The organism is Roseivivax halodurans JCM 10272 (assembly GCF_000521785.1).
GTDB lineage: Bacteria > Pseudomonadota > Alphaproteobacteria > Rhodobacterales > Rhodobacteraceae > Roseivivax > Roseivivax halodurans.
Genome location: NZ_JALZ01000017.1, coordinates 1 through 24899, shown reverse-complemented (window position 1 = coordinate 24899; position 24899 = coordinate 1). Strand labels below are relative to the sequence as shown.

Annotated in this window: 25 protein-coding genes; 18 read left to right on the top strand and 7 right to left on the bottom strand. The window is 66.5% G+C overall.

Features of this window, described 5'->3' with window-relative positions; genetic code table 11:
* Positions 1-55: 55 nt before the first annotated feature.
* Positions 56-1078 (bottom strand): sugar ABC transporter substrate-binding protein, encoded by a 1023-nt coding sequence (locus tag OCH239_RS14455; RefSeq protein ID WP_037264225.1) that lies wholly within the window; start codon positions 1076-1078, stop codon positions 56-58.
* Between the two features lie 223 nt (positions 1079-1301).
* Here OCH239_RS14455 and OCH239_RS14450 point away from each other — a divergent pair, with 223 nt between their 5' ends.
* Positions 1302-2522, top strand: coding sequence for an ROK family transcriptional regulator (locus OCH239_RS14450; RefSeq protein ID WP_037264168.1), 1221 nt, complete (start codon positions 1302-1304; stop codon positions 2520-2522).
* Positions 2523-2618: 96 nt separating this feature from the next.
* Here the strand turns inward: OCH239_RS14450 and OCH239_RS14445 are convergent, their stop codons facing one another.
* Both OCH239_RS14445 and OCH239_RS14440 read right to left on the bottom strand, forming a co-directional pair.
* Entirely contained in the window at positions 2619-3962 is a 1344-nt protein-coding gene (locus OCH239_RS14445) for an ammonium transporter (protein WP_037264224.1), read from the bottom strand.
* Between the two features lie 60 nt (positions 3963-4022).
* Positions 4023-4361 (bottom strand): P-II family nitrogen regulator, encoded by a 339-nt coding sequence (locus tag OCH239_RS14440; protein ID WP_037264165.1) that lies wholly within the window; start codon positions 4359-4361, stop codon positions 4023-4025.
* A 268-nt stretch (positions 4362-4629) separates the two neighbouring features.
* On the opposite strand from OCH239_RS14440, the gene OCH239_RS14435 reads away from it, so the two are divergent.
* From OCH239_RS14435 to OCH239_RS14405, 7 genes are all read left to right on the top strand, one after another.
* Positions 4630-6864: a transglycosylase domain-containing protein gene (locus OCH239_RS14435; protein WP_037264163.1), complete on the top strand. Its 2235-nt coding sequence runs from the start codon at positions 4630-4632 to the stop codon at positions 6862-6864.
* 220 nt (positions 6865-7084) lie between these two features.
* On the top strand, positions 7085-8821 hold the full coding sequence (locus OCH239_RS14430) for a type I secretion system permease/ATPase (protein WP_037264161.1): 1737 nt from the start codon (positions 7085-7087) through the stop codon (positions 8819-8821).
* Positions 8818-10125 (top strand): HlyD family type I secretion periplasmic adaptor subunit, encoded by a 1308-nt coding sequence (locus OCH239_RS14425; RefSeq protein WP_037264159.1) that lies wholly within the window; start codon positions 8818-8820, stop codon positions 10123-10125. The genes OCH239_RS14430 and OCH239_RS14425 overlap by 4 nt, the downstream gene beginning before the upstream one ends.
* 146 nt (positions 10126-10271) lie before the next feature.
* Positions 10272-10739 carry a RidA family protein gene (locus OCH239_RS14420; protein ID WP_037264158.1) on the top strand — a complete coding sequence of 156 codons (468 nt, stop codon included), beginning with the start codon at positions 10272-10274 and terminating at the stop codon, positions 10737-10739.
* Positions 10736-11497 carry a glycerophosphodiester phosphodiesterase family protein gene (locus OCH239_RS14415; RefSeq protein ID WP_037264156.1) on the top strand — a complete coding sequence of 254 codons (762 nt, stop codon included), beginning with the start codon at positions 10736-10738 and terminating at the stop codon, positions 11495-11497. Before OCH239_RS14420 ends, OCH239_RS14415 begins: the two co-directional genes overlap by 4 nt.
* Positions 11498-11543: 46 nt before the next feature.
* Entirely contained in the window at positions 11544-12743 is a 1200-nt protein-coding gene (locus OCH239_RS14410) for a GNAT family N-acetyltransferase (RefSeq protein WP_037264154.1), read from the top strand.
* On the top strand, positions 12740-13030 hold the full coding sequence (locus OCH239_RS14405) for a 4a-hydroxytetrahydrobiopterin dehydratase (protein WP_037264152.1): 291 nt from the start codon (positions 12740-12742) through the stop codon (positions 13028-13030). Before OCH239_RS14410 ends, OCH239_RS14405 begins: the two co-directional genes overlap by 4 nt.
* Before the next feature lie 61 nt (positions 13031-13091).
* Here OCH239_RS14405 and OCH239_RS14400 read toward each other — a convergent pair whose 3' ends face one another.
* The gene (locus OCH239_RS14400; protein WP_037264223.1) at positions 13092-13580 is read right to left on the bottom strand and encodes a peroxiredoxin; all 489 of its coding nucleotides are present in this window, start codon (positions 13578-13580) and stop codon (positions 13092-13094) included.
* Positions 13581-13663: 83 nt separating this feature from the next.
* Between OCH239_RS14400 and OCH239_RS14395 the strand changes: the two genes are divergently transcribed.
* On the top strand, positions 13664-14869 hold the full coding sequence (locus OCH239_RS14395; RefSeq protein WP_037264149.1) for an NAD(P)/FAD-dependent oxidoreductase: 1206 nt from the start codon (positions 13664-13666) through the stop codon (positions 14867-14869).
* Positions 14866-15420, top strand: a complete 555-nt coding sequence (gene rsmD / locus OCH239_RS14390; protein WP_037264146.1) for a 16S rRNA (guanine(966)-N(2))-methyltransferase RsmD — start codon at positions 14866-14868, stop codon at positions 15418-15420. Before OCH239_RS14395 ends, rsmD begins: the two co-directional genes overlap by 4 nt.
* Positions 15421-15434: 14 nt before the next feature.
* Here rsmD and map read toward each other — a convergent pair whose 3' ends face one another.
* Both map and sfsA read right to left on the bottom strand, forming a co-directional pair.
* Complete coding sequence (map, locus tag OCH239_RS14385; RefSeq protein WP_037264143.1) at positions 15435-16247, bottom strand: type I methionyl aminopeptidase; 813 nt, start codon at positions 16245-16247, stop codon at positions 15435-15437.
* An 84-nt stretch (positions 16248-16331) separates the two neighbouring features.
* Positions 16332-17039 carry a DNA/RNA nuclease SfsA gene (sfsA, locus tag OCH239_RS14380; RefSeq protein ID WP_037264140.1) on the bottom strand — a complete coding sequence of 236 codons (708 nt, stop codon included), beginning with the start codon at positions 17037-17039 and terminating at the stop codon, positions 16332-16334.
* 68 nt (positions 17040-17107) lie between these two features.
* Between sfsA and OCH239_RS14375 the strand changes: the two genes are divergently transcribed.
* The 8 genes from OCH239_RS14375 (at position 17108) to OCH239_RS14340 (ending at position 24401) form a co-directional block, all read left to right on the top strand.
* On the top strand, positions 17108-17827 hold the full coding sequence (locus OCH239_RS14375) for a competence/damage-inducible protein A (RefSeq protein ID WP_037264137.1): 720 nt from the start codon (positions 17108-17110) through the stop codon (positions 17825-17827).
* Positions 17824-18558: a GNAT family N-acetyltransferase gene (locus tag OCH239_RS14370; RefSeq protein WP_037264135.1), complete on the top strand. Its 735-nt coding sequence runs from the start codon at positions 17824-17826 to the stop codon at positions 18556-18558. The genes OCH239_RS14375 and OCH239_RS14370 overlap by 4 nt, the downstream gene beginning before the upstream one ends.
* Positions 18555-19124 (top strand): peroxidase-related enzyme, encoded by a 570-nt coding sequence (locus OCH239_RS14365; RefSeq protein WP_037264132.1) that lies wholly within the window; start codon positions 18555-18557, stop codon positions 19122-19124. The genes OCH239_RS14370 and OCH239_RS14365 overlap by 4 nt, the downstream gene beginning before the upstream one ends.
* Entirely contained in the window at positions 19108-20028 is a 921-nt protein-coding gene (locus OCH239_RS14360; RefSeq protein WP_244430362.1) for an OmpA family protein, read from the top strand. The genes OCH239_RS14365 and OCH239_RS14360 overlap by 17 nt, the downstream gene beginning before the upstream one ends.
* 84 nt (positions 20029-20112) lie before the next feature.
* Positions 20113-21462: an aminotransferase class III-fold pyridoxal phosphate-dependent enzyme gene (locus tag OCH239_RS14355; protein ID WP_037264129.1), complete on the top strand. Its 1350-nt coding sequence runs from the start codon at positions 20113-20115 to the stop codon at positions 21460-21462.
* Between the two features lie 61 nt (positions 21463-21523).
* Positions 21524-22279 (top strand): metallophosphoesterase family protein, encoded by a 756-nt coding sequence (locus OCH239_RS14350; protein ID WP_244430361.1) that lies wholly within the window; start codon positions 21524-21526, stop codon positions 22277-22279.
* Between the two features lie 116 nt (positions 22280-22395).
* Positions 22396-22830, top strand: coding sequence for a universal stress protein (locus tag OCH239_RS14345; protein ID WP_037264123.1), 435 nt, complete (start codon positions 22396-22398; stop codon positions 22828-22830).
* A 23-nt stretch (positions 22831-22853) separates the two neighbouring features.
* A complete protein-coding gene (locus OCH239_RS14340) occupies positions 22854-24401 on the top strand; it encodes an alanine/glycine:cation symporter family protein (protein WP_037264120.1) in 1548 nt (515 codons plus the stop codon).
* A gap of 54 nt (positions 24402-24455) precedes the next feature.
* Here the strand turns inward: OCH239_RS14340 and OCH239_RS14335 are convergent, their stop codons facing one another.
* Positions 24456-24827, bottom strand: a complete 372-nt coding sequence (locus OCH239_RS14335) for an amidase family protein (protein WP_037264117.1) — start codon at positions 24825-24827, stop codon at positions 24456-24458.
* Between the last annotated feature and the right edge of the window lie 72 nt (positions 24828-24899).

Here is a 24899-nt window from a genome sequence, read left to right as displayed (position 1 = left end):
TGCGGGGCCAGCGGGGCGGGGTTGCGGGGGCGCTGCTGCGCCCCCGCTCGGGGCGTCAGCCCCAGCAGAGCTCGAGGCCTTCCTCGACCGAAATGCTGTCGACGCCGTCGACCGGCTGATCGGTCACCAGCGCGACGCCGGTGTCGTAGAAGTCCTTGCCCGGGGTGTTCTCGGGCAGGGTGCCGTCCTTGGCGTATTGGGCGATCGCCTCGATACCGAGCGCCGCCATGCGCAGCGGATATTGCTGAGAGGTCGCGCCGATCACGCCGTCCGCCACGTTCTGCACGCCCGGGCATCCGCCATCGACCGACACGATCGTCACGTCCTCGGGATTGCCCATCGCGCTCAGCGCCTCGTAGGCACCGGCGGCAGCGGGCTCGTTGATCGTGTAGACGAGATTGATGCCCGGATCCTGCGCAAGGCAGTTCTCCATCGCGGTGCGGCCGCCTTCCTCGTTGCCGGCGGTCACCTCGTTGCAGATGATGCGCTCGTCCTCTTCGTCTCCCCAGCGCTTTTCGTCCTTCACGTCGATGCCGAAGCCGGTGAGGAAGCCTTGGTCACGCAGCACGCCCACGGTCGGCTGGCTGATGGCGAGGTCGAGCATGGCGATCTTGGCATTCGCGGCCTCCTCGCCAAGCGTTACCGCGGCCCATTCGCCGATCAGGACGCCGGCCTGGAAGTTGTCGGTGGCAAAGGTCGCGTCGGCGGCGTCGACCGGGTTCAGCGGTGTGTCGAGCGCGATGACGAGAAGTCCCGCGTCACGCGCCTGCCGGAGCGGACCGACGATGGCCGAGGTGTCGGACGCGGTGATCAGGATGCCGGACGCGCCATTGGCGATGCAGGTCTCGACCGCCTGAACCTGGCTCTCGTGGTCGCCGTCGACCTGGCCTGCATAGGAATTGAGTTCGATGCCCAGTTCCTCTGCCTTCGCGCTGGCGCCTTCGCGCATCTTCACGAAGAACGGGTTGGTGTCGGTCTTGGTGATGATGCAGGCGGACGTGCCATCCTGCGCGAATGCGGGGGCCGCCAGCGTCGTGGCGAGCGCGGCCGCGCCGAGCAGGCTTGCCTTGCGGATCATGGTCATGTCGGGGTCTCCTCCCTGGAAATTCTCACACCGGGCCGGGGAATCATGTCATGATGCCTGCGGACCCGGGCAGCGCGACCTCCACCTGCCGCGCCGACAACTCGATAAAACCCGGAATCGGGGCGAGCTGTCAATAAATAAATCACTCTTATTTAGTATTGACGGACGTGGCGATTTGGCTCGACACTCCGGTATCCCGACAGCGACCGGAGCCGCCATGCCACCCGCCCAGAGTCCCGTCCCCAGGCCCGACGAGCCGGCCCCGTTCGGCGCCCGCGGCTCGAACCAGTCGGGCATGCGCGCGCATAACGAGCGGCTCGTCCTGAGCCTCGTGCGGCGACACGGCGCTCTGTCGAAAGCCGAAATCGCTCGGTCTACGGGCCTTTCCGCGCAGACCGTGTCGGTAATCATGCGCGAGCTGGAAGCGGAGGGCCTCCTTATGAAGGGCGAGAAGGTTCGCGGAAAGGTGGGCCAACCGTCCGTTCCGATGCGCCTCGTGCCCGGCGGAGCCTACTTTTTCGGTCTGAAGATCGGCCGACGGACCGTTGAGCTCATCCTGCTGAATTTCACCGGCGAGGTTATGGGGCGCAGGCGCGCGGCCCATCGCTACCCGACCCCGGACAGCACCGTCTCTTTCGTGACCGAGGGGGTCGCCGCGCTGCGCGACCTGTTGCCGGACGACGCCGGCGACCGCATCGCGGGCCTCGGGATCGCGATGCCCTTCCTCCTCTGGGATTGGGCCCGCAGCCTCGGGATGGACGCCGAGGAGATGGAGGGCTGGCGCCGGCGCGACATCGGCGCCGAACTCGGCGACCACCTCGACATGCCGGTCTTCCTGCAGAACGACGCCACCTCCGCCTGCGGGGCCGAACTCGTCTTCGGCGGGGCTCCCGCCCGCGACTTCCTTTACTTCTACATCGGCACTTTCATCGGGGGCGGCGTGGTCCTGAACGGCAACGTCTTTGCCGGCGCGACCGGCAATGCCGGCGCGCTCGGTTCCATGCCGGTGCCGACATCGCGGGGCGTGCAACAGCTCATCGACGTCGCGTCGCTCTCCGGGCTCGAAGCCGAGGTGATCGCGTCGGGCGCCAATGCCGACCGCATCTGGGAGAGTGCCGAGGGCTGGAGCCTTCCGGACGATGCCGTCGCGCGCTGGATCGACGGCGCGTCCGAGGGCATCGCCTACGCCGCGACGGCGGCGGCCTCGATCGTCGACTTTCCGATCGTGATGGTGGACGGCTGGATGCCGAGGTCGCTCCGCGCCAGGCTCGTGCAGGCGACGCGCGACGCGCTCGAACGGATCGACCTCAAGGGCCTCGAGCCGCCTGCGATCGTCGAAGGCACTGTCGGCGCGGATGCCCGCACGCTCGGCGCCGCGAGCCTGCCCCTGTCGGAGCGGTATCTCGTGGACAACAGCGCGCTTCTCCGCGCCGGCTGACCCCTTCCGGGCGCCCGAGGCGCCATAGTCCCGACCGCAAAAAGCCCGGGCGATGCACGCCCGGGCCAGTGACAAGGCCTGACTGGAAGGAGGAGGTCAGCCCTTGGCGAACTCGGGATAGGCTTCCATGCCCAGCTCGGACATGTCGAGACCGTTGATCTCGTCTTCCTCGCTGACGCGGATGCCCATGACGGCCTTCAGGATGAACCACACCACGGCCGACACGACGAAGACGAAGAGACCGATGGCGACGATACCGATCAGCTGCACACCGAACGAGGCGCCCTCGGTGTAGAACGGCACCGCCAGAGTGCCCCAGATGCCGGCGAGCAGGTGAACCGGGATGGCGCCGACCACGTCGTCGATCTTCATCTTGTCGAGCATCGGCACGGTGATGACCACGATGATGCCGCCCACGGCCCCGATCCAGAGCGCGCCGAAGAGCGTCGGATCGAGCGGCCCTGCGGTGATCGAGACGAGACCCGCCAGCGCGCCGTTCAGCGTCATGGTGAGGTCGGGCTTCTTGTACATCACCTGGGTGAGGATCAGCGCGACGATCGCCCCCGAGGCCGCGGCCATGTTGGTGTTGGCGAAGATGCGGGAGACGTCGGTGATGTCGCCCACGGTGCCGGCTGCCAGCTGCGAGCCGCCGTTGAAGCCGAACCAGCCGAGCCACAGGATGAACGTGCCGAGGGTCGCGAGCGCGAGGTTCGAGCCCGGGATCGGCACGGTGCGACCGTCCTTGCCGTACTTGCCGATGCGCGGCCCGAGGATCAGGGCGCCCGCGAGTGCCGCGAAGCCGCCTGCCGCGTGCACGAGGGTCGAGCCCGCGAAGTCCGAGAAGCCCATCTCGGAGAGCCAGCCGCCGCCCCACTGCCAGGACGCCTCGATCGGGTAGATGAAGCCGGTGAGCACGACGACGAAGATCAGGAAGGGCCAGAGCTTGATGCGCTCTGCCAGCGTGCCGGAGACGATCGACGCCGTCGTCGCGCAGAACATCAGCTGGAAGAAAAAGTCCGATCCGACCGAGGCATAGTCGAGCGACGCGTCCGCTGCGGCGAGACCCACGGGCTCGAGCGCGGTCGGGGAGAAGAGGATGCCCACATAGCCGGGCACGACCCAGGCATCACCGGGATACATGAGGTTGAAGCCCACGAACCAGTACATGATGCCCGCGATCGAGAAGAGGGCGATGTTCTTGGTCAGCTGCATCGTGACGTTCTTGGAGCGCACGAGACCCGCCTCGAGCATCGCGAACCCAGCCGCCATCCACATCACCAGGAAGCCGCCGATGAGGAACAGCAGCGTCGTCATGATGTAGGGGCCGATTTCGTCGAACCCCGGGGCGGCCTCCGCCGCTTCGGTGGCCTCCTGTGCGAATCCCAGCGCTGGGGCCAGGATCAGCGCCGCGGTCGGCGCCAGAAGATGCTTCAGTTTCATGTCGTTCAAATCCCTGTGGTCACTGGTCGGTTGGCTATCCCCTGCCCTCGCGGGGTCAGGTCAGAGCGCGTCCGCGTTGGTTTCGCCGGTCCGGACCCGCACCGCCTGCGCGACGTCCAGGACGAAGATCTTGCCGTCGCCGATCTTGCCGGTCTGGGCGGTTTTCGTGATTGTCTCGACGACCTGGTCGGCCATGCTCTCGGCCACCACGATCTCGAGCTTGATCTTCGGCACGAAGTTCACGGCGTATTCCGCCCCCCGGTAGATCTCGGTGTGGCCGGACTGGGATCCGAAGCCCTTGATCTCGGTCACCATCATGCCGCGCACGCCGATGGCGGTCAGCGCCTCGCGGACCTCCTCCAGCTTGAACGGCTTGATCGTCGCTATGATGAGTTTCACCCTGAGGTCCCTTTCATTTCTTCCCGGTCGCGCAGGTCCGGCCTGCGACTTCGCCTTGGCAGAAAGGCCGCCGGATGCCCTTGCGTGAAGGCAAGACGCCCGTTTTCGCGCCATTTGCTACAATGCTTTTGCACATTTTTTGCACAAACCTGCGTTTGTGATTAAATTGCGGGCACAATTAAAAAGGCGAAATCCCGCTGGCGGTGGTGCACATCCCCGCGACGAACCTCTATCTTGGCAGCACGAAAAATCGGTCGGGCAGGACGATATGAGCAAGACGGGACGCGGGCGCGGCCGGCTGGTAGCCGAACGCCGCTATCCGAACTCTTCTTCGAGCAAGGGCACGGGGACGGGCGCCAAGCCGCGTACGAGCGGTGGAAAACGTGCGCAATCGGGCCGGAGCGCCCGCAGCTCATCACGGCGTGGCGCGCGGCGCGGCGGTGGCGGAGGCCGCGGCGGAATCAGCGGCGCCGCGCGCGGGATCGTCGGCTTCTTTGCGCGGCTGATCTGGATCGTGACGTCCCGGGTCGCGCTTGTCGCCGCGATCGTACTCGCCGTCGCCGTCGGCCTCACCTACGCCACCCTACCCTCGCTCGACGACCTTCTCGACGGCCGCGCCCAGGGCTCCGTTACCATGCTGGACCGCGAGGGACGGGTCTTCGCCTGGCGCGGCGACCAGTTCGGAGGGGCCGTGCGCGCCGAACAGGTGAGCCCGCATCTCAAGAACGCCATCATCGCCACCGAGGATCGCCGCTTCTACTGGCATCCCGGCGTCAGCCCCCGCGGCGTGGCCAGCGCCATCCGCATCAACCTGCGCGAGGGGCGCGGGCCGCTGCAGGGCCACGGTGGCTCGACCATCACCCAGCAGACGGCAAAGCTTCTCTGCCTCGGGCGCGAATACGATGCGAGCGAATGGGAAAGCGAAGCCGCCTACGTCGCCGATTGCCGCGAGACGTCGATCGCACGCAAGGCAAAGGAAGCCATCTACGCGATGGCCATGGAGGCCAAGTACTCCAAGGACGACATCCTTTCGATCTATCTCAACCGCGCCTACATGGGTGGCGGCGCCTACGGAGCCGAGGCGGCGTCCCAGCGGTATTTCTCGAAGCCCGCCTCGGCGCTCCGTCCGGCCGAGGCCGCGATGATCGCCGGCTTGCTGACCGCTCCGACGTCTCTTGCGCCCACCAACAGCATCGAGCGCAGCCGCGCCCGGGCCAACGTCGTGATTGGGCTCATGGAAGACGAGGATTATCTGACCGCTGCTGAGGCCGAAGAGGCCCGGAACAATCCCGCGAGCCTCTCCGACGAGGCCGAGGAACGCCGCGGCGGGTATTTCGCCGACTGGATCATGGACACGCTCCCGCCCTTCGTGAACGTCGAATCGCGTCAGGACGTCGACATCCGCACCACGCTCGATCCCCGCATCCAGAGCGCCGTCGAAGACGCGATGAACACGGTCTTCGAGAACAAGGTGCGCGAGGGTTCCGAGGCGCAGGCGGCCATCGTGGTGATGTCGGCCGACGGCGCTGTCCGGGGCATGGTCGGCGGTCGCAAGACCGGCGTTTCGGGCGTCTTCAACCGTGCGACGCAAGCGGTGCGGCAGACCGGTTCGGCCTTCAAACCGTTCGTCTATGCGACGGCGCTGGAGCTGGGCCGCTCTCCCTACGACACTGTCGTCGACGAGCCGTTCTGCATGAACATCCCCGGCTCGGGCCAATGGTGCCCGCAGAACTACACCCGCAACTACAGCGGTACGGTGACGCTGACCGATGCGCTGAAACGGTCGCTGAACATTCCCGCCGTGAAGGTCTCCGAAAGCGCGGGGCGGGATCTCGTCGCGAAGGTGGCCACCGATTTCGGCATCGATTCCGACGTGGTCGACACGCCCTCCGTGGCGCTCGGGGTCTCCGAGGCCACCCTGCTCGAGATGACCGGCGCCTATGCCGGGATCCTCAACGGCGGGTCGTCGGTGCAGCCTTACGGCATCGAATCCCTGACGATCAAAGGTGATGACAAACCCCTCGTGGGCCGTCGCGGCGGCATGGGCGAGAGGGTCATCCGGGAAGAGGCGGCCAAGCAGCTCGTCTTCATGCTCGAGAAGGTCGTCGCCGAAGGAACCGGCCGTTCGGCGCGGCTCCCTGACCGCCAGGCCGCGGGCAAGACCGGCACGTCGAACGAACAGCGTGATGCGTGGTTCGTCGGCTTCACCGCCGATTATGTTGCCGGCGTCTGGATGGGTTACGACGACAACACCCCGCTGACCGGCGTCACGGGCGGCGGTCTACCCGCCGATATCTGGCGCGAAGCCATGACGCGCATACACGACGGCATGCCCGCCCGTCCCCTCCCGATGATGCAGCCCACGCCGCCCCAGCGCACGGTCGAGCAGCAGCCCGCTCCGCAACCCCAGCAGCAACCGCAGCCCCAGCGGCAGCCACAGCAGCAGACCGATGCGGTGGGCGATTTTGTAGGTCGCGTGCTGCGGGATATCTTCGGAAACTGACCCACCTGATTCGGAACTGCAGGCGCGGCCGGAAGCGGGAATATGCCGGCCGCGCGCCACGGCTTCGGGCCGGGCAGCTCGGAAACGCCTCGCGCTGCGCGACTTTTTCCGCGGAGCGCGATGACGATCGCCGGCCATCAAAGCATTTGTTGCGACTCGCACGTATGCATTAAGGAATGCCGGGTATCCCACCCGAGGCAGGCTCCAGGAATTCAGAACGATGGCGCGGCAGAATAACGAAAAAGGACTGGAGGAGCTGCGCGCGGCGCGGCGCGAGAGCCGTCCGTACTACTGGTTCGTCGCGATCTTCAGCTTCTTCGTGAACATGCTGATGCTCACCGGGCCGCTCTACATGCTTCAGGTCTACGACCGGGTGCTCGGGTCGCGGTCGGTAGCGACGCTGATCGCCCTCTCGGTTCTCGTGGTGTTCCTCTACGGCATGATGGGGCTTCTGGACTACGTGCGCGGCCGGGTCATGGGGCGTGTGGCCGCCCGCTTCCAGAACAGGCTCGACACCCGTGTCTTCGACGCGGTGGTCCGGCGCTCGGCTGTCCAGCCCGACCAATTGGCCGCGACCGGTCTGAAGGACCTCGAATCCGTCCAGCGCCTGATGGCGTCGCCCGTACTGATGGCCATCTTCGACATTCCATGGACGCCGGTCTTCCTCATCGGGATCAGCATTTTCCACCCCTGGCTCGGCATCCTGGCCATGTCGGGGGGGGCGATCCTCATCGTCATCACCATCGTGAACCAGTGGGTGACGCGCAATCCGACGCAGAAATCGAACGTCGCGACCTTCCAGGCCGAGCAGATCTCGGACCAGCTCCGGCAAGAATCCGAGATGGTGCAGGCGCTCGGGATGCGCCGCGCGGCCTTCCTGCGGTGGCACGAGGCGCGGGCGAAGTCGCTGTCGGGCCAGATCGGTTCTGCCGACCTCGCCGGCTCCTTTACGACGCTGACGCGGACGCTGCGCCTGCTGCTGCAATCGGCGATGCTGGGCCTCGGCGCCTATCTCGTCCTGCAGGGAGAACTGACGCCAGGCGCGATGATCGCAGGGTCCATCCTCATGGGCCGGGCACTGGCTCCGATCGAGCTTGCCATCGGTCAGTGGACGCTGGTGGAACGGGCACGGAAGGGCTGGACCAACCTCTCGCAGCTCCTTTCCGAAGTGCGTCCCGAGGAGCCCAGGACAGCCCTGCCCCGACCCCGCGCCAAGCTCGACGTGCAGCAGCTCACGGTCGTCCCCCCGGGCGAGCAGCAGGCGGCGCTGCGGATCGTCTCGTTCAACCTCGAGCCCGGTCAGGCGCTCGGCGTGATCGGGCCCTCGGGGGCCGGCAAGTCCACGCTCGCCCGGGCGCTGACCGGGGTCTGGCGTCCGGCCGGCGGCAAGATCCGCCTCGACGGCGCGACGCTCGAGCAATACGGCCCGGACGTGATCGGCGAACATATCGGCTACCTGCCGCAGCGGGTCTCGCTCTTCGACGGCACCATCGCCGAGAACATATCGCGCCTCAGCCAGGCCCCCGATGACCAAAAAATCGTCGAGGCCGCCAAGAAGGCCGACGCCCACGAGATGATCCTGAAGCTGCCGGAGGGCTACAACACCCGCGTTTCGGGGGCTGGCGGCCGGCTCTCGGGCGGTCAGATGCAGCGCATCGGGCTTGCCCGCGCCATGTACGGGGACCCTGTCATTCTGGTCCTCGACGAACCCAACTCGAACCTCGACAACGAGGGCAGCATGGCGGTGAACAAGGCGATCCGGCGCATGAAGGAAGAGGGCAAGGCGGTCCTCATCATGGCGCACCGCCCCGCGGCGATCGCAGAATGCGACATGCTCCTCATGCTTGAGAACGGCAGCCGAAGCGCGTTCGGTCCGAAGGACGAGGTGCTGCAGAGTCGCGTGAAGAACCACGATCAGATCAGGAAGACGGCCGCGTTGCCCGGAGGTGTGCGATGAGCGATGAGGGCGGGAAGTTTTCCCTGCGTTTCCCGATGTTGCTTGGCATCTTCGGCCTGCTGATCCTGGTCGGGGGGTTCGGGACCTGGGCCGCGACCACAAACATTTCGGGGGCGATCATCGCCAGTGGCCAGATCGAGGTCGACCAGAACCGCCAGGTCGTGCAGCACCCAGACGGCGGGGTGGTCGACGAGATCCTGGTGGACGAGGGCGACACGGTCGAGGTGGGCGACACGCTGATCCGACTCGATCCGACGCTGCTCCTGTCCGAACTCACCATCGTCGAGGACCAGTATTTCGAACTCATGGCGCGCCGCGCGCGCCTGCAGGCCGAGCGGGACGAGAAGGACGTCATCGAGTTTCCGCGCGAGGTGCTCGAGATCGCGGAGACGGACGAGGAAATCGCCGATGCGGTGGAGGGCCAGCGCAACCTCTTCGACGCCCGTAACGAGAGCATCGGCCGAGAGGTCGAGCAGCTTGCCAAGCGGTCACAGCAGATCTCGGACCAGATCGTCGGCATCGACGCTCAGCAGACGGCGCTCGGCCGCCAGCTCGAACTCATCGAGAGCGAGCTGGCGGACCAGCAATCCCTGCTCGACCGCGGCCTCGCACAGGCAAGTCGCGTGCTGTCGCTCCAGCGCGAGGAGGCGAACCTGTCGGGCCGCGTGGGCGAGCTGACGGCGTCCAAGGCGCAATCCGAGGGCCGCATCACCGAGTTCGAGATCGAGCGGCTGAAGCTGCAGACCCAGCGGCGCGAGGAAGCGATCACCGAGCTGCGCGACCTTCAATACCGCGAGCGTGAGCTCGCCGAGGAGCGGCGGCAGCTCCGCGAGCAGCTCTCGCGCCTCGACATCAAGGCCCCGGTCGGCGGTATCGTCTACGGCCTGACCGTGTTCACGCCCCGCTCGGTGATCCGCGCCGCCGATCCGGTGCTCTACATCGTGCCACAGGACCGCCCGCTCGTAACGACGGTGCAGGTGCCGCCGATCCACATCGACAAGGTGAGCGTCGGGCAGGAGGTGACGCTGCGCTTCTCTGCGCTCGACCAGCGGCAGACGCCCGAGCTCTTCGGCGAGGTCACGCAGATCTCGGCGGACGCCTTCTCGAACGAGGAGCAGGGCACAAGCTTCTACCGCGCAGAGATTGTGCTGTCGGAAGGCGAGCTCGACCGGCTCCCCGAAGGTTCGGCGCTCATCCCCGGCATGCCCGTGGAGGCATTCATCCGCACCGACGACCGCACCCCGCTCGCCTATTTGGTGAAACCCTTCACCGACTATTTCGCGAAGGCCTTCCGCGAGAGCTGATCGGGTCACGCCGGGCCCGAAAGCGGTCCCGGCGATGCATTCCCCCGCCGGCATCCGAATTCTTTTCGAAGAATCCGCGAAAATGGCTCGAAGCGAATTTGCCTCCGACCTACCGTCGCCCCAAGCGACATCAGACGGAGACAGACATGACACACGCGATCGAGACGAAGCTGACCGAACTTGGCCTCACCTTGCCGGACGCCCCCGCGCCGGCGGCGAATTACGTCCCTTACACCCGCTCGGGCCGCACGCTCTATGTCTCGGGCCAGATCAGCCAGCGTCCCGACGGGCTAGTTACCGGCAAGCTCGGCGACACGATGTCCGCCGAGGAAGGGGCCGAAGCCGCCAAGCTCTGCGCGCTCTCGCTGCTCGCGCAGGTCAAGGCCGCCTGCGACGGCGATCTTTCACGGCTCACGCGCTGCCTCAAGCTGACCGGTTTCGTGAACTCGACGCCGGATTTCACCGATCAGCCCAAGGTCATCAACGGCGCGTCCGACCTTCTGGGCGAGGTACTCGGCGCCGCCGGTCCCCATGCGCGGTCCGCCGTGTCCGCAGCCTCGCTGCCGATGGGCGTCGCCGTAGAGATCGAGGGCATCTTCGAGCTCGAGGAATGACGGGACCGAAGCTTCCCGGCGCCTTCCTCTCCCGCCCGATCGCTCACCGCGCCTACCACGACGCGGGGGCCGGGCGGCCCGAGAACAGCCGCGCGGCAATTCGGGCGGCAATCGAGGCAGGCTACGGTATCGAGATCGACCTCCAGCTCTCGGCCGACGGCGCGGCAATGGTCTTTCACGACTATCACCTCGACCGGCTTACCGACGGCGCAGGCGCGATCCGCATGCGCGACGCCGCGAACCTCTCCGCGCTTACGCTGCGGGGCGGCAGCGAAGGCATTCCGACGCTCGCCGAGGTGCTGGAGGTCGTGGACGGCCAGGTTCCCCTCCTCGTCGAGATCAAGGATCAGGACGGCCAGCTCGGGCCGATGGTGGGCCTTCTCGAACAGGCCGCCGCGACCGCGATGGACGGCTACAAGGGCCCGCTCGCAGTCATGTCCTTCAACCCGAACAGCGTGGCAGCCGTGGCGGAACTTCTTCCGGACGTGCCGCGCGGGCTGACCACATGCGCCTTCTCCGCGGAGGACTGGCCGATCCTGGACGAGCGAACCCGCTCCGCGCTCGCCGCCATTCCCGATATGGGCAGGACGGGCGCAAGCTTCATATCTCACGACCGCCGCGACCTCGGCAGCAAACGGGTCGCGGAGCTTGTGGATGAGGGGATCGACGTCCTCTGCTGGACCATCCGGTCTAAGGCGGAAGAAGCCGAGGCGCGGCGCTTCGCCGCCAATGTGACATTCGAGGGTTACGCCGCTTGAACGGCCCGCGGCGCATCACAGATCAAGCGCCGGAAGGGAGGGCGTCATGACCTGCGAGACCCCGAACGCCACGATCACGGTGACCGCCCATCACACCCTGGCCGAGATCGGCGAGGAGGTGTGGGATGCCTGCGCCTGCCCGGAAGCAGCGGATGGGGGCCGGCCGAACGATCCCTTCACCACCTACCGGTTCCTCAAGGCGCTCGAGGACAGCCATTCCGTCGGGCCCCGCACCGGCTGGGATCCGCACTACCTCACAGCCGAACTGAACGGTGAGGTCGTCGCCTGCGCGCCGCTCTATGCCAAGAGCCACAGTCAGGGCGAGTACATCTTCGACCATTCCTGGGCCCATGCCTACGAGCGGGCGGGCGGCGACTATTATCCCAAGCTTCAGATTGCCGTGCCCTTCACTCCGGCGACCGGCCGCCGATTTCTTGCCAAACCCGGCCACGAAAAGACCGGGATGTCGGCACTGGTCCAGGGTGCGATCCAGCTAGCATCGAACAACGACGTCTCTTCGGTCCATGCCACCTTCTGCACGCCCGAAGAAGCTGCGGCCGGCACCGAGATTGGCCTGATGCACCGGATCACGCAGCAGTTCCACTGGCTGAACCGGGGTTATGCGGATTTCGAGGCGTTCCTGGCGGACCTCTCGTCGCGCAAGCGCAAGACCATCCGGAAGGAGCGCCGCATCGCCAACGAGTTCGGCGGCGAGATCGAGACGCTGACCGGCGACGATCTGCGCCCCGAGCACTGGGACGCGTTCTGGCGGTTCTACCAGGACACCGGCGCCCGCAAATGGGGATCGCCGTATCTGACCCGCCGCTTCTTCGACATCGCGCAGGAGGTGCTGCGGGACGACATCGCGCTCGTCATGGCGCACCGGGACGGGCGCTACATAGCTGGCGCGCTGAACTTCATCGGACGGAACTCGCTCTACGGCCGCTACTGGGGCTGCGCCGAGCATCATTCCTGCCTGCATTTCGAAGCGTGCTATTACCGGGCCATCGACTTTGCCATCAAGCACGGTCTCTCCCGCGTCGAGGCCGGCGCGCAGGGCGAGCACAAGCTCGCACGCGGGTATCTGCCGGCCGAATGCCATTCGCTCCATTGGGTGCGCGATCCGGGTTTCGCCGAAGCGATCGAGCGCTACCTCGAGGCCGAGAGGCGGGCCGTGGACCAGGATATCGAGATCCTCACCTCCTACGGCCCCTTCCGGAAAGCGAATATCGAGGAGCAGGAATGAGCGAGAAACTGAGCGACACCGCAAGAGAGACCATGCTGGCGCCGCTTTTCGAGAGCGGCTGGGAAATGGCCGACGGGCGCGACGCGATCACCAAGACCTTCAAGTTCGACGACTTCTCGGAGGCTTTCGGCTGGATGACCAAGGCCGCGATCTGGGCCGAGAAGTGGGACCACCACCCCGAGTGGTCGAACACCTACAACAGCGTGGTCGTCACCCTGACGAGCCACGATGTCGGCGGGCTGTCGTCGCGCGATGCAAAGCTTGCGCGAAAGATGGACGCGCTCTGACAGACGCGTGTGGGCGGGCCCGGGAGATGGCCCGCCACATTCGGCCTTAGCGCGCTCTCGGTCAGAGGGTCTCGAGGATAGCCTCTCCACCCGAGACGTCGCAGAGGCCCGGGTTTTCCTCGACATGCAGCGTCTTCACGACGCCGCTTTCGACGACCATGGCAAAGCGCTTCGAGCGGTTGATGAGGCCGGCCGGAGGTGCAGTGAAATCCATGCCGATGGCCTGCGTGAATGCCGCTTCGGCATCGGCGAGCATGGTGATGCCAGCCTCGCTCGCGCCGGTCTGCTCGCCCCAGGCCTTCATCACGAAAGGATCGTTGACCGAGACGCAGATGATCTCGTCGACGCCCTTCTCGACCAGCTGATCCTTGGTGCGGATGAAGCTCGGCACGTGAGCCGTGGTGCAGGTGCCCGTAAAGGCCCCCGGCACCCCGAAGAGGACGACGCGGCGGCCGTCGAGTTTTTCCGCGAGATCGACCTGCTCGGGGCCCTCTGCCCCCATCGTAATGAATGTCGCGCCCGGTAGCGTGTCACCTTCGTTGATCGGCATGCCATGTCCCTCCATGTGCAATTGTCATTCCCCGAATGAGGGATGTAGGGTCCGGCCCCGGATGGCAATGACGGAGAGCGCGCATGGAACGGATCGTCGTCGTCGGGGCGGGACAAGCCGGCGCCTCGCTTGTCGCGCGCCTGCGCAGGAAGGGCTTCGAGGGGCGGATCACGCTCGTCGGCGAGGAGCCGGTACCACCCTACCAGCGCCCGCCCCTGTCGAAGGCGTACCTCCTGGGCGAGATGGCGCTCGAGCGGCTGTACCTCCGCCCGGAGAGCTTCTACGCCGAGCAGGACATCGACCTCGTTCTCTCCGGAGAGGCCACCGCAATCGATCGCGAGGCGAAGACGGTGACCGTGAACGGCGCCCCCCTGCCCTACGACGCGCTGGCGCTGACCACCGGGTCCAGGCCGCGTCACCTGCCTGCCGCGATCGGCGGGGATCTGGGCGGAGTCGTGACAGTGCGCACGCTCGGTGATGTCGACGCGATGGCCCAGCGCTTCGGCGCGGGAGCGAAGGTGCTCATCGTCGGCGGCGGCTATATCGGACTCGAGGCCGCTGCCGTCGCCGCGAAACTCGGTCTCGACGTCACTGTGGTGGAGCAGGCCGAGCGCATCCTGAGCCGCGTCGCGGCGCCCGAGACCTCGGCCTATTTCCGCGACCTGCACAGGAGCCACGGGGTGACGCTCCTCGAAGGCACGGGCCTCACGCGCCTTACCGGCGACAAGGAGGTCGAAGGCGCGATCCTCGCCGACGGCACCGAGCTCGATGTTGATTTCGTCATCGTCGGTGTCGGCATCGCGCCCGATACGCGCCTCGCCGAGGCCGCGGGGCTCGAGATCGACAACGGGATCGCGACGGATGCCTACGGGCGCAGCTCGGACGCCTCGATCTGGGCCGCGGGCGATTGCGCGTCTTTTCCGCACGAGGGGGCCCGCGCGCGCCTCGAAAGCGTCGGCAACGCCATCGACCAGGCCGAGGCGGTCGCCGACAACATGCTCGGAGCCGAGACCCCCTACCGCCCGAAGCCCTGGTTCTGGTCCGACCAGTACGACGTGAAGCTCCAGATCGCCGGGCTGAACACCGGCTACGACCGCGTGGTCACGCGGGCGGGCGACGGCGACGCAATGTCCTACTGGTATTTCCGGGGCAATGATCTCCTGGCCGTCGACGCGATGAACGACAGCCGCGCCTACATGGTCGGCAAGCGCCTGATCGAGGCGGGTAGGTCGCCTTCGCCCGCGGCCGTGGCGGACAGCCATACCGACCTAAAGTCGCTGCTGGCATGAGGGTCGTTGCGGGCCGGTTCCGGGGGCGGACGCTGGCGAGCGTCGGCAAGGGCGATCCCGGCGCGCATCTGCGCCCGACGACGGACCGCGTGCGCGAGGCGCTTTTCAACATGCTCGGGGGCGGCCGGTTCGGCGATCCGTTCGACGGCGCGCGTGTACTCGACCTCTTTGCGGGAACCGGCGCGCTCGGCCTCGAGGCGCTGTCACGGGGCGCGTCGCACGTTACCTTCGTCGAAAGCGGCCGCAAGGCGCAGGGCCTGATCCGCAACAACGTGACGACATTGGACGTTGCCGCCGAAACCGCTCTGATCGGCCGCGACGCTCTGAAGCTCCCCGGCGCCGAGGCGCCGGCGACGCTGATCTTTCTCGATCCGCCTTACGGCAAGAGCCTCGGGTCGAAGGCCCTCGCCGCGGCAAGTGCCGGTGGCTGGATCGCTCCGGGTGCGCTCGTCGTCTGGGAAGAAAGCGCACCGCAGACGGCGCCCGATGGCTTCACCCTGCTCGAGACGCGCCGCTACGGCGACACCCACGTGACACTTCTCGAAGCCTAGCCCCTGCCGGCGCGTCAGCCCCAGGTCGGGTGGAACTTGCCCGCGGGCGACCGCGTGAAGATGTCCACCCCGTCCGAGGTGACGCCGACCGAATGCTCGAACTGCGCCGAAAGCGACTTGTCGCGGGTCACCGCGGTCCAGTCGTCGCCGAGCACCTTGGTCTCGGGGCGGCCGAGGTTCACCATCGGCTCGATGGTGAAGAACATGCCTTCCTCGAGGACTGGCCCGGTTCCGGCGCGGCCGTAATGCAGCACGTTCGGCGGCGCATGGAAGACCCGGCCGAGCCCGTGCCCACAGAAGTCGCGCACCACGGACATCCGTTGCCCCTCGACATAGGCCTGGATGGCGTACCCGATGTCGCCGAACGTGTTGCCGGGCTTCACCGCCTCGATGCCGACCATCAGGGAATCGTGTGTGACCTCGATCAGCCGCTCCGCCTTCCGCGGCAGCTTGCCCGCGACGTACATCCGAGAGGTGTCGCCGTACCAGCCATCGACGATCACCGTGATGTCGATGTTGAGGATGTCGCCATCCTTGAGCGTCTTCGTGCCCGGAATGCCGTGGCAGACAACGTGGTTCACGCTGATGCAGGTGGCGTGCTGATAGCCCTTGTAGCCGATCGTGGCCGAGGTCGCGCCCTCTTCGGCGATCCGCTTTTCGATATAAGCGTCGATCGCGCCTGTGGACTGGCCCACGAAGACATGATCGGCCGCCTCGTCCAGCAGCTGCGCGGCGAGGGCGCCGGCCTTGTGCATGCCGGCGTAATCGGAGGGATCGTAGATGCGGATGCCGTCACGCGTGAGACGGCCACGGGTTTCTTCGTTCAAGTCACAGGCCTTTCTGTCCTGACATTGTTTTAATACCTTGATCCGCCGAATGCGAGTCCTTCGCTGCGGTGCAGCTTGACAGCGTCAGACCATCGTGAACGGCAAGGATTCGGAAATAGTCACGCCTTCGGGCGAAATATTCGTACCCAGCGCCAGAACCTCGACACCCTCCGACCGCGCGACAGCGAATCCGGAGGCGTAAGCAGGGTCGATGTCGGCGGCGAGCCCGACCCGCGCGGCGTCGGTCCTCTGCACGAGATAGAGCATTACGGCGCGGTGCCCGGTCCGCGCCATGCCCGCCAGCTCCGAGAGATGCCGCGCGCCCCGGGCGGTCACGCTGTCGGGAAACTCCGCGTAACCCGGCATGCGGCAGAGCGTCACGGATTTCACTTCGACATAGGCATCGGGCAGTCCGGCGCCCTGAAGCAGGAAGTCGACCCGGCTGCCCGCGCCGTATGTCCGCTCGGGCAGAACCGTGTCGTAGCGCTCGAAGCCCGGAACCTCTCCGGCCAGGAACGCCGCTTTGAGGAGACGGTTCGGCAGCGCCGTGTCGACGCCGGTAAACGCGCCGCTCTCGTGCTCGACCAGCTTCCAGGCGAAATCGAGCTTCTTCTTCGGATCGTCGTTCGGCTCGACCCACACTTTCGTCCCCGGCTCGGCAAGCCCGAGCATGGAGCCGGGATTGGCGCAATGCGCGGTCACCACCCGCCCGTCACCGAGCCGGATATCGGCGAGGAAGCGTTTGTACCTTTGGATGAGGACGCCGGAGATGAGAGGGGTTTGAAAGCGCATGGGCGGGGCCTATACCTCGTGTCCGATGCGGACCCAAGCCGTCCCGAACGTTCCCGGAGGAGACCGACATGCCGAACCCGACCGCCGCAATGCTCGTGATCGGGGACGAGATACTGTCGGGCCGAACCCGGGACGCCAACATGGCGCATCTGGCGCAGGAATTCACCGCCGCGGGCATAGACCTCAAGGAGGCGCGCGTCGTCAGCGACGATCCCGCCGCCATCGTCGCCGCGGTCAACGCGCTGCGCGATGCCTACGACGTGGTGGTCACATCCGGCGGCATCGGGCCGACGCATGACGACATCACCGCCGATTGCATTGCCGAGGCGTTCGGGGTCGGGATCGACGTGCGTGAGGATGCCCGTGCGCTGATGGAAGCCCATTACAGCAAGACCGGGCGCGAGCTGAACGAGGCGCGGCTGCGCATGGCCCGCATCCCCGACGGCGCCACGCTGATCGAGAACGAGGTCTCCGCGGCTCCGGGCTTCTCGATCGGCAACGTGCATGTCATGGCCGGCGTCCCGAGCGTATTCCAGGCGATGCTGCGCGAGGTGCTGCCGACGCTCAATGGCGGCCAGCCGCTGCTCAGCCGCTCGAAACGGGTTGAGCAGGCCGAGGGCGACATCGCGGGACCGCTGCGGGTTATGGCGGGCGAATTCACCGATCTCTCCATCGGCTCCTATCCGTTCAGCGAGGGGCGCATCTACGGCGCGAACGTGGTGGTGCGGGGCACCGACGAGGACCGGCTCGATGCTGCGATGGCGCGGCTCGACGAGATGTTCGGATGAGTGACGGCGCAGAGGCGCTGTACGCCGCCGCCGAAGCCACCTGGCCTCCGGCCCGGAGGATCGAGACGGCCGGCTTCGCGCTGCGCGAGGGACTGGGCGGCGGCAGCAGGGTGTCGGCCGCGACCGCCCTGCAGGATTGGAGCGCCGAAGCCATCGGCGCGGCCGAGGACGGCATGTCGACGCTCGGCCAGAGCCCGCTCTTTCAGATCCGCGAAGGACAGCACGACCTCGACCGGGCCTTGGCGGCGCGCGGATACAGCATCGTCGATCCGGTCACGATCTGGACCGTCGATACCGCCGCGTTCTTGGATGTTGCGATTCCCCGCGTCACCGTCTTCGACCTCTGGGAGCCGCTGGCGATCCAGCGCGAGATGTGGGACGCCGCCGGCATCGGTCCCGCCCGGCGGGCCGTGATGTCGCGCGCCAGCGGACCCAAGACGGCGCTTCTCGGGCGGACCGACGACAAGCCGGGCGGCACCGCCTTCTGTGCCGTCCACGAGGATATCGGGGTGCTGCACGCGCTCGAGATTGCGCCCGGACAACGTCGCAAGGGCATGGCGCGCTGGATGGTGACCTATGCCGCGCAATGGGCCGCCAGGCAGGGTGCAAGCCGGCTCATGACGCTCGCCATCGACGAGAACCGCCCCGCCTCCGCGCTTTATGCAAGCCTTGGGTTCGCGCCATCGGCCAGCTATCACTACCGCACACGCATGCGATGGAGCGCTCAATGATTGCGGACAGACCCACCGCCCTCGACTTGCCTGCGGTCGATCCGCTGCCTCCGGAAACGCAACGCTATTTCGATATCTGCACCGAGAAGCTCGGGATGGTGCCGAACGTGCTGCGCGCGCATGCCTTCTCGGTCGAAAAGCTGAACGCCTTCACAGGTCTCTACAACGAGCTTCTGCTGGCCGAGTCGGGACTGTCGAAGCTCGACCGCGAGATGATCGCCGTCGTCGTCTCGAGCTGGAACCGGTGCTTCTACTGCCTCGTCGCGCATGGAGCGGCCGTGCGGCAGCTTTCCGGGGATCCGGTTCTCGGGGAGAAGCTGGTGATGAACTGGCGGACGGCGGAGCTCGATCCGCGCCGGCACGCCATGCTGGACTTCGCCGAGAAGATGACCCGCGCCTCGGCGGAAATCGTGGAGGCGGACCGCGAGGCGCTCCGCGCCGCGGGCTTCTCCGACCGCGACATCTGGGACATCGCCAATGTTGCGGGCCTCTTCAACATGACGAACCGGGTCGCCTCTGCGACCGCGATGGTCCCCAATGACGACTACCATGCGCAGGCCCGCTAGCGCCGCGATCTTTCTTGCGCTTTGGGCCTCGGCCGCGGCGGCGCAGGAGCTGCGTGTTCCGGCAGGCGCCGAGATCACCCGCTCCGAGACCGAGGAGGGCTCGGCCTATCGACTGCCGACCGGACCCTGGGCCGAAGACGGCCTGCCGGCGGAGCGGATCGATGGAACCGTCACGCGCACGGCCTGGAAGGTTCCGCGCCGCGATCTGACCCCGCAGCAACTCATCGCCCCGATGCGTGCGGCCCTGGCCGAGGCAGGCTGGGAGGTGGTGCTCGACTGCGAGACCGAGGGCTGCGGGGGCTTCGATTTCCGCTTTGCGACCGAAGTCATTCCAGCGCCGGAAATGTACGTGGACCTCACGAATTACCGCTTCCTCGCCGCGCGCGGGCCAGACGGGGCGGCGGGCCTCGGTATCCTCGCGAGCCGCGACGGATCGGCGGGATACATTCAGGCGATCCGGGTCTCGCCGGTGGGGCAACCCGAGACCGATGCCCCCGCCGCCCCCGTCGCCTCCACATCCGGCAGAGCGGACGACCTGATCTCGACACTCGAGACGCGGGGCCACGTGGTGCTCTCCGATCTGCGGTTCGAAAGCGGCGCCGCGAGCCTCGGAGAAGGGTCCGTGGCCTCTCTCGACAGGATCGCGACTTACCTCTCTCAAGCGCCGGATCGCAGCATCCTTCTCGTCGGCCATACCGACGCCACCGGATCGCTCGATGCCAACCGGGCGGTCTCGCGCCAGCGAGCTCAGGCGGCCGCGGACTATCTTCGCGACCGGGGCGTCGCCGCTTCGAGAATCGCGGCCGAGGGCGCGGGATACCTCGCCCCCGCAGCCTCGAACCTCACCGACGAAGGGCGCTTGCAGAACCGCCGCGTCGAGGCCGTTCTGCTGCCTGCAGGATAGACGATCACGGCTGATTTCACCGCTCTTCCTGAGCGGCGCGAAAAGGCATATGTGATCTGATCAAATTCAGGTCGCGGAGCGGAAATGAAGGACGACAACTTTCTCAAGGAGAACAACGCACGGCATCTCTGGCACCCGATGGGACATCCGGGTGACGCCCAGGAGACGCCGCCGCGGGTCATTTCCTCCGCCTCCGGCGTATCGATCACCGATATCGACGGCCAGACGGCGATCGACGCCGTCGGTGGGCTCTGGTGCGTCAATCTCGGCTATTCGAACGAGGTCGTGAAACAGGCGATCTCGGATCAGCTGCAGCAGTTGCCCTACTATTCCGCCTTCACCGGCACCTCGAATCCGGCTGCCATCGAGGCAAGCCACGCCGTGCGCGAGTTCTTCGCCGAGGACGCGATGGAGCGCGTCTTCTTCACGTCTGGCGGATCCGACAGCGTCGACGTCGCCTTGCGCCTCGCCCGCCAGTATCACCGCCTGAGGGGAGAGCCGACGCGCACCAAGTTCCTTTCGCTCAAGAAGGGCTATCACGGCACCCATTTCGGCGGCGCTAGCGTCAACGGCAACCCGCGCTTCCGGCACGCCTACGAGCCCCTGCTGCCCGGCTGCTTCCACCTGCCCGCCCCCTACACCTACCGCAATCCCTTCAACGAGACCGACCCCGCGACGCTAGCCGATCGCATCGCCGCGATGGCCGAGGACGAGATCGCGTTCCAGGGAGCGGACACGATCGCCGCATTGATCGTCGAGCCGATCCAGGGCGCAGGCGGTGTCATCGTGCCCGACGCATCCTTCATGCCGAAGATGCGCGAAGTCTGCGACCGGCACGGCATCCTGCTCATCTCGGACGAGGTCATCACCGGCTTCGGACGGACTGGCGACTGGTCGGGGGCGCGGCATTGGGGCGTCCAGCCCGACATGATGACCTGCGCGAAGGGCATCACCTCGGGCTATTTCCCCGTCGGCGCGACGCTGGTGAACGGCAAGGTGGCCGAGGTCTTCGAGACCGCGGATGCAGATGGCGCGATCTATTCGGGCTACACCTATTCCGCGCATCCGGTCGGGGCCGCGGCGGTGGTCGCGACCCTCGCCGAGACAACGCGCCTCGATCTCGCGGCGAACGCCGCCGCCCGCGGCACTCAGCTTCACGAGGGCTGCCTGCGGCTCAAGGACAAGCACGACATCGTCGGCGACGTGCGTGGCGGACACGGGTTGATGACGGGCGTCGAACTGGTGTCGGATCGCGGAACGAAGGCTCCGATGGATGGGGCGACCATGAAGCGGATCCATCAGGCCACTTGGGATGCGGGCGCGATGGTTCGGCTCGGCATGCACAACATCCTGATGTCGCCGCCCCTGACCATCACCGAAGCCGAGGTGGATGCCATCCTCACCGCCCTCGACGTGGGGCTCTCCGCCGCGTGATTGCACGCGCCGGCGCAGGGAGGATTCTCCCACGCCAGCGCTCGTTTCCGAACCGGACATCGTGCACGGAGGCGACATGGGACCCATATTCGCCGTCGGAGACATCCACGGCCAGAGCGACGAACTCGAGCGCGTATTATCGCTCGTGGAGGCAGACCGGGACTCGGACGCGCCCGTCGTTTTCCTTGGGGATTACGTCGACCGCGGCCCCGACAGCTCCCGCGTACTCGAGCGGCTGATTGCGGGGCAGGAGGAAGGGCGGCCCTGGATCGCGCTCGCCGGCAATCACGACATCTCGCTGACCGAATTTCTCGACCCCCATGGGATGAGCGACGATGGCGCATCCGGCTGGCTCGGCGCGAACACCGGCGGGGCGGAGACGCTGTCTTCCTATGGCATCGATACCAGCAATCGCCCCGTGGCGGAGATCCGGGCCGACGCGAGAGAAACGATTCCGGCCCGCCATCAAGCCTGGCTCAACGCCCTGCCCCGCATCCATGAAACCGCCGCGCACATCTTCGTCCATGCGGGTATCCGGCCCAGCATTCCGCTGGACGCTCAGGACGGGTGGGAGCTCGTGACCATCCGCGAAGGGTTCCTCGACGATGACAGCGACCATGGACGCCTCGTCGTGCACGGCCATACCGCAGCCGAAGGGCCGTATCACGCCGGCAATCGCGTCAATCTCGACGGTGGCGCGGGCCTTGGCGCGCCGCTCTGTGCGGCGGTCCTGACCGGCCGCGATGTTTCGCTTCTGACGGATCGTGGGCGCGTACCGTTTCTGCCCGGGTCAACACCCGTATTGCCCTCGCACTGACCACGCATCCCGATCTGACCGCCCTTAACCCCCACACCGTCAAATTTACCCATCGTAAAGGTTAACTTTTCCGTTACGCTCCATGGATCGTCCCACAGAAGAGGAAAGGGAGGTCCATGCCGGAAAAACTCGTTGTAGGATATGACGGTTCGGCGGCGGCCAAACGCGCGCTGGATTTCGCCGTCGCGGTGGCCAAAGCGCAAAACGCCTCCATCGTGATTGCTCACGTCCTGGAATGGTCGCCCTATTCCTTCCTGACCCCGGAAGAGCTCGAGGAACGCCACGTGCGTCGTCGCCGGGAGCTCGAGCGCGCCGAGGCACATGTCATCACACCCGTGCGGGAAAAGCTTGCCGATAGCGGCATCGAGATCGAGACGGTCATGCGTTACGGCCATTCGGCCGAAGTCCTTCTGAGCATCGCCAAGGACAACGGCGCGACGCAGATCGTCGTCGGCCGCGACGGGCAGGGCCGGCTGGCCGCCCGCATGTTCGGCTCGACCGCAGCGAACCTGATCCAGGTCGCCCCCCTCCCCTGCACCATCGTTCCCTGATGCGCGGCCCAAAGGAGCTTCCCATGCTGACACGTGTCCTCGGCGCGCTCGCCGCGCTTGCCCTTCTCGCGACACCAGCCCTTGCCCAGGAGGGCGGCGGCGGTCTCGATGAGACCATCAACCAGATCTTCGCCGATTACACCTCGTGGTATGTCGCCATCATCTTTGCGGACCTGCCGGGTACGAACTTCTCGTGGATCGCGCTCTGGCTCGTCGTCGCGGCGCTGATCTTCACGCTCTATTTCGGTTTCATCCAGTTCAAGGGCTTCGTCCATTCGATCAAGCTCGTGAAAGGCGATTATTCCGATCCGAACGACGCGGGCGAGGTCAGCCACTTCCAGGCGCTGGCGACAGCGCTCTCCGGTACTGTCGGACTTGGCAACATCGCGGGAGTCGCGGTCGCGGTCGGCATCGGCGGGCCCGGCGCGACCTTCTGGATGATTATCGCAGGCCTCTTCGGCATGGCGACCAAGTTCACCGAATGCACGCTCGGCGTGAAATACCGCAACGAATATCCCGACGGCACCGTCTCGGGCGGCCCGATGTACTACATGGTAAAGGGCTTCAAGGACCGGGGCCTGCCGGGCGGACGGGTCTTCGCCGTCATCTTCTGCATCTTCACCATCCTCGGCGCACTCGGCGGCGGGAACATGTTCCAGGCCAATCAGGCGCACGCGCAGCTTTCGGGCGTGCTCGGCGGCTATCCGGGCTGGATCACAGGCGTGGTTCTCGCCGTGATAACCTTTGCGGTGATCGCGGGGGGCCTCAAGTCCATCGCCCGCGTGACCGAGAAGGTCGTGCCGTTCATGGGCATCTTCTACGTTCTCGTGTCGATCGTCATCCTGCTGAGGAACTACGACGAGATCCTCTGGGCCTTCGGGCAGATCTTCGAGGGTGCCTTCACCGGCCTCGGCGTCGCCGGCGGCTTCACCGGCGCGCTGATCCAGGGCTTCCGCCGCGCCGCGTTCTCGAACGAGGCGGGGATCGGCTCGGCGGCCATCGCGCATTCCGCAGTGCGCACCAAGACGCCGGTCACCGAAGGCTACGTCGCGCTGCTCGAGCCTTTCATCGACACGGTGGTGATCTGCACCATGACGGCGCTGGTCATCGTCATCACCGGAGTGCTGCAGCAGGATCCGGAAACCGGGCTCTACGTCTGGAACGCCGAGGCGGGGCGGATCATGACCGAAGGCGGTGTGCAGGGCGTCGAACTGACCTCGGCGGCCTATGCGCAGGCCTTCTCGTGGTTCCCGCCGCTGCTCGCCATCTCGGTCGTCCTCTTCGCCTTCTCGACGATGCTGTCGTGGAGCTACTACGGGATGAAGGCAGTCACTTACCTCTTCGGTGAGGGCAAGGTGCAGGAGCTGACGTTCAAGACGATCTTCTGCCTCTTCATCATCATCGGCTCCGCGGCGAGCCTCGGGCCGGTGATCGACTTCTCCGACGCGATGCTGTTCTCGATGGCGGTGGTGAACGTGATCGCGCTCTACCTGTTGATGCCGATCGTGCGCGGCGAGCTCGACATCTACGTCAAGCGCCTGCGCGCGGGCGAGATCAAGAAGTACCAGTAAGGGGTTCCGACCTCTGCGCTGCGCCCGCCCCTCGCGGGGGCGGGTGTTTTTACGTCAGGCGAGCGCCCGTTCGGCGGCGGCCGCAATCCGCAGGAGACGCGCCTCGCCCATCGCCGTCCCCATCAGGCAGATCCCGCAGCTCGGCTGACCGGCGGGCAGCGTGATCGCGGCGAGACCCATGAGGTTGCCGACCCGCGTGTTGCGCAGCGTCAGGAGGTTCTCGGTCACGTAATAGTCGCCGTCCTCCATGAGCCGGTCGACCTGTGGCGGCAGGTTCGGCACCGTCGGGCAGATCACGGCGTCGAATTCCGCCATCCGCGCGGCCCACGTCTTTCGCGCGGCCTCGAGTCGGCGCCACGCAGCCACATATGCGCCGCCTGAGACGTCCGCTCCGGCCTCGAAGCGTTCGCGGATGGGGCGGTACATCACGTCGCCGCGAGAGAGGATCTCGTCGCCCCAGGTTCCCCAGGCCTCCGTTCTCTAATCGCTCCAGTCAAG

Bases quoted from the DNA above. Each gene is read 5' to 3' on its own strand.
- OCH239_RS14345 (WP_037264123.1), top strand. From the start codon at position 22,396: ATGCCGGAAAAACTCGTTGTAGGATATGACGGTTCGGCGGCGGCCAAA.
- OCH239_RS14365 (WP_037264132.1), top strand. From the start codon at position 18,555: ATGATTGCGGACAGACCCACCGCCCTCGACTTGCCTGCGGTCGATCCG.
- OCH239_RS14425 (WP_037264159.1), top strand. From the start codon at position 8,818: ATGAGCGATGAGGGCGGGAAGTTTTCCCTGCGTTTCCCGATGTTGCTT.
- OCH239_RS14400 (WP_037264223.1), bottom strand. From the start codon at position 13,580: ATGCCGATCAACGAAGGTGACACGCTACCGGGCGCGACATTCATTACG.
- OCH239_RS14445 (WP_037264224.1), bottom strand. From the start codon at position 3,962: ATGAAACTGAAGCATCTTCTGGCGCCGACCGCGGCGCTGATCCTGGCC.
- OCH239_RS14355 (WP_037264129.1), top strand. From the start codon at position 20,113: ATGAAGGACGACAACTTTCTCAAGGAGAACAACGCACGGCATCTCTGG.
- OCH239_RS14410 (WP_037264154.1), top strand. From the start codon at position 11,544: ATGACCTGCGAGACCCCGAACGCCACGATCACGGTGACCGCCCATCAC.
- OCH239_RS14370 (WP_037264135.1), top strand. From the start codon at position 17,824: ATGAGTGACGGCGCAGAGGCGCTGTACGCCGCCGCCGAAGCCACCTGG.
- OCH239_RS14405 (WP_037264152.1), top strand. From the start codon at position 12,740: ATGAGCGAGAAACTGAGCGACACCGCAAGAGAGACCATGCTGGCGCCG.
- OCH239_RS14375 (WP_037264137.1), top strand. From the start codon at position 17,108: ATGCCGAACCCGACCGCCGCAATGCTCGTGATCGGGGACGAGATACTG.
- rsmD (WP_037264146.1), top strand. From the start codon at position 14,866: ATGAGGGTCGTTGCGGGCCGGTTCCGGGGGCGGACGCTGGCGAGCGTC.
- OCH239_RS14335 (WP_037264117.1), bottom strand. From the start codon at position 24,827: ATGTACCGCCCCATCCGCGAACGCTTCGAGGCCGGAGCGGACGTCTCA.
- OCH239_RS14450 (WP_037264168.1), top strand. From the start codon at position 1,302: ATGCCACCCGCCCAGAGTCCCGTCCCCAGGCCCGACGAGCCGGCCCCG.
- sfsA (WP_037264140.1), bottom strand. From the start codon at position 17,039: ATGCGCTTTCAAACCCCTCTCATCTCCGGCGTCCTCATCCAAAGGTAC.
- OCH239_RS14430 (WP_037264161.1), top strand. From the start codon at position 7,085: ATGGCGCGGCAGAATAACGAAAAAGGACTGGAGGAGCTGCGCGCGGCG.
- OCH239_RS14455 (WP_037264225.1), bottom strand. From the start codon at position 1,078: ATGATCCGCAAGGCAAGCCTGCTCGGCGCGGCCGCGCTCGCCACGACG.
- OCH239_RS14395 (WP_037264149.1), top strand. From the start codon at position 13,664: ATGGAACGGATCGTCGTCGTCGGGGCGGGACAAGCCGGCGCCTCGCTT.
- OCH239_RS14360 (WP_244430362.1), top strand. From the start codon at position 19,108: ATGCGCAGGCCCGCTAGCGCCGCGATCTTTCTTGCGCTTTGGGCCTCG.
- OCH239_RS14420 (WP_037264158.1), top strand. From the start codon at position 10,272: ATGACACACGCGATCGAGACGAAGCTGACCGAACTTGGCCTCACCTTG.
- OCH239_RS14415 (WP_037264156.1), top strand. From the start codon at position 10,736: ATGACGGGACCGAAGCTTCCCGGCGCCTTCCTCTCCCGCCCGATCGCT.
- OCH239_RS14340 (WP_037264120.1), top strand. From the start codon at position 22,854: ATGCTGACACGTGTCCTCGGCGCGCTCGCCGCGCTTGCCCTTCTCGCG.
- OCH239_RS14435 (WP_037264163.1), top strand. From the start codon at position 4,630: ATGAGCAAGACGGGACGCGGGCGCGGCCGGCTGGTAGCCGAACGCCGC.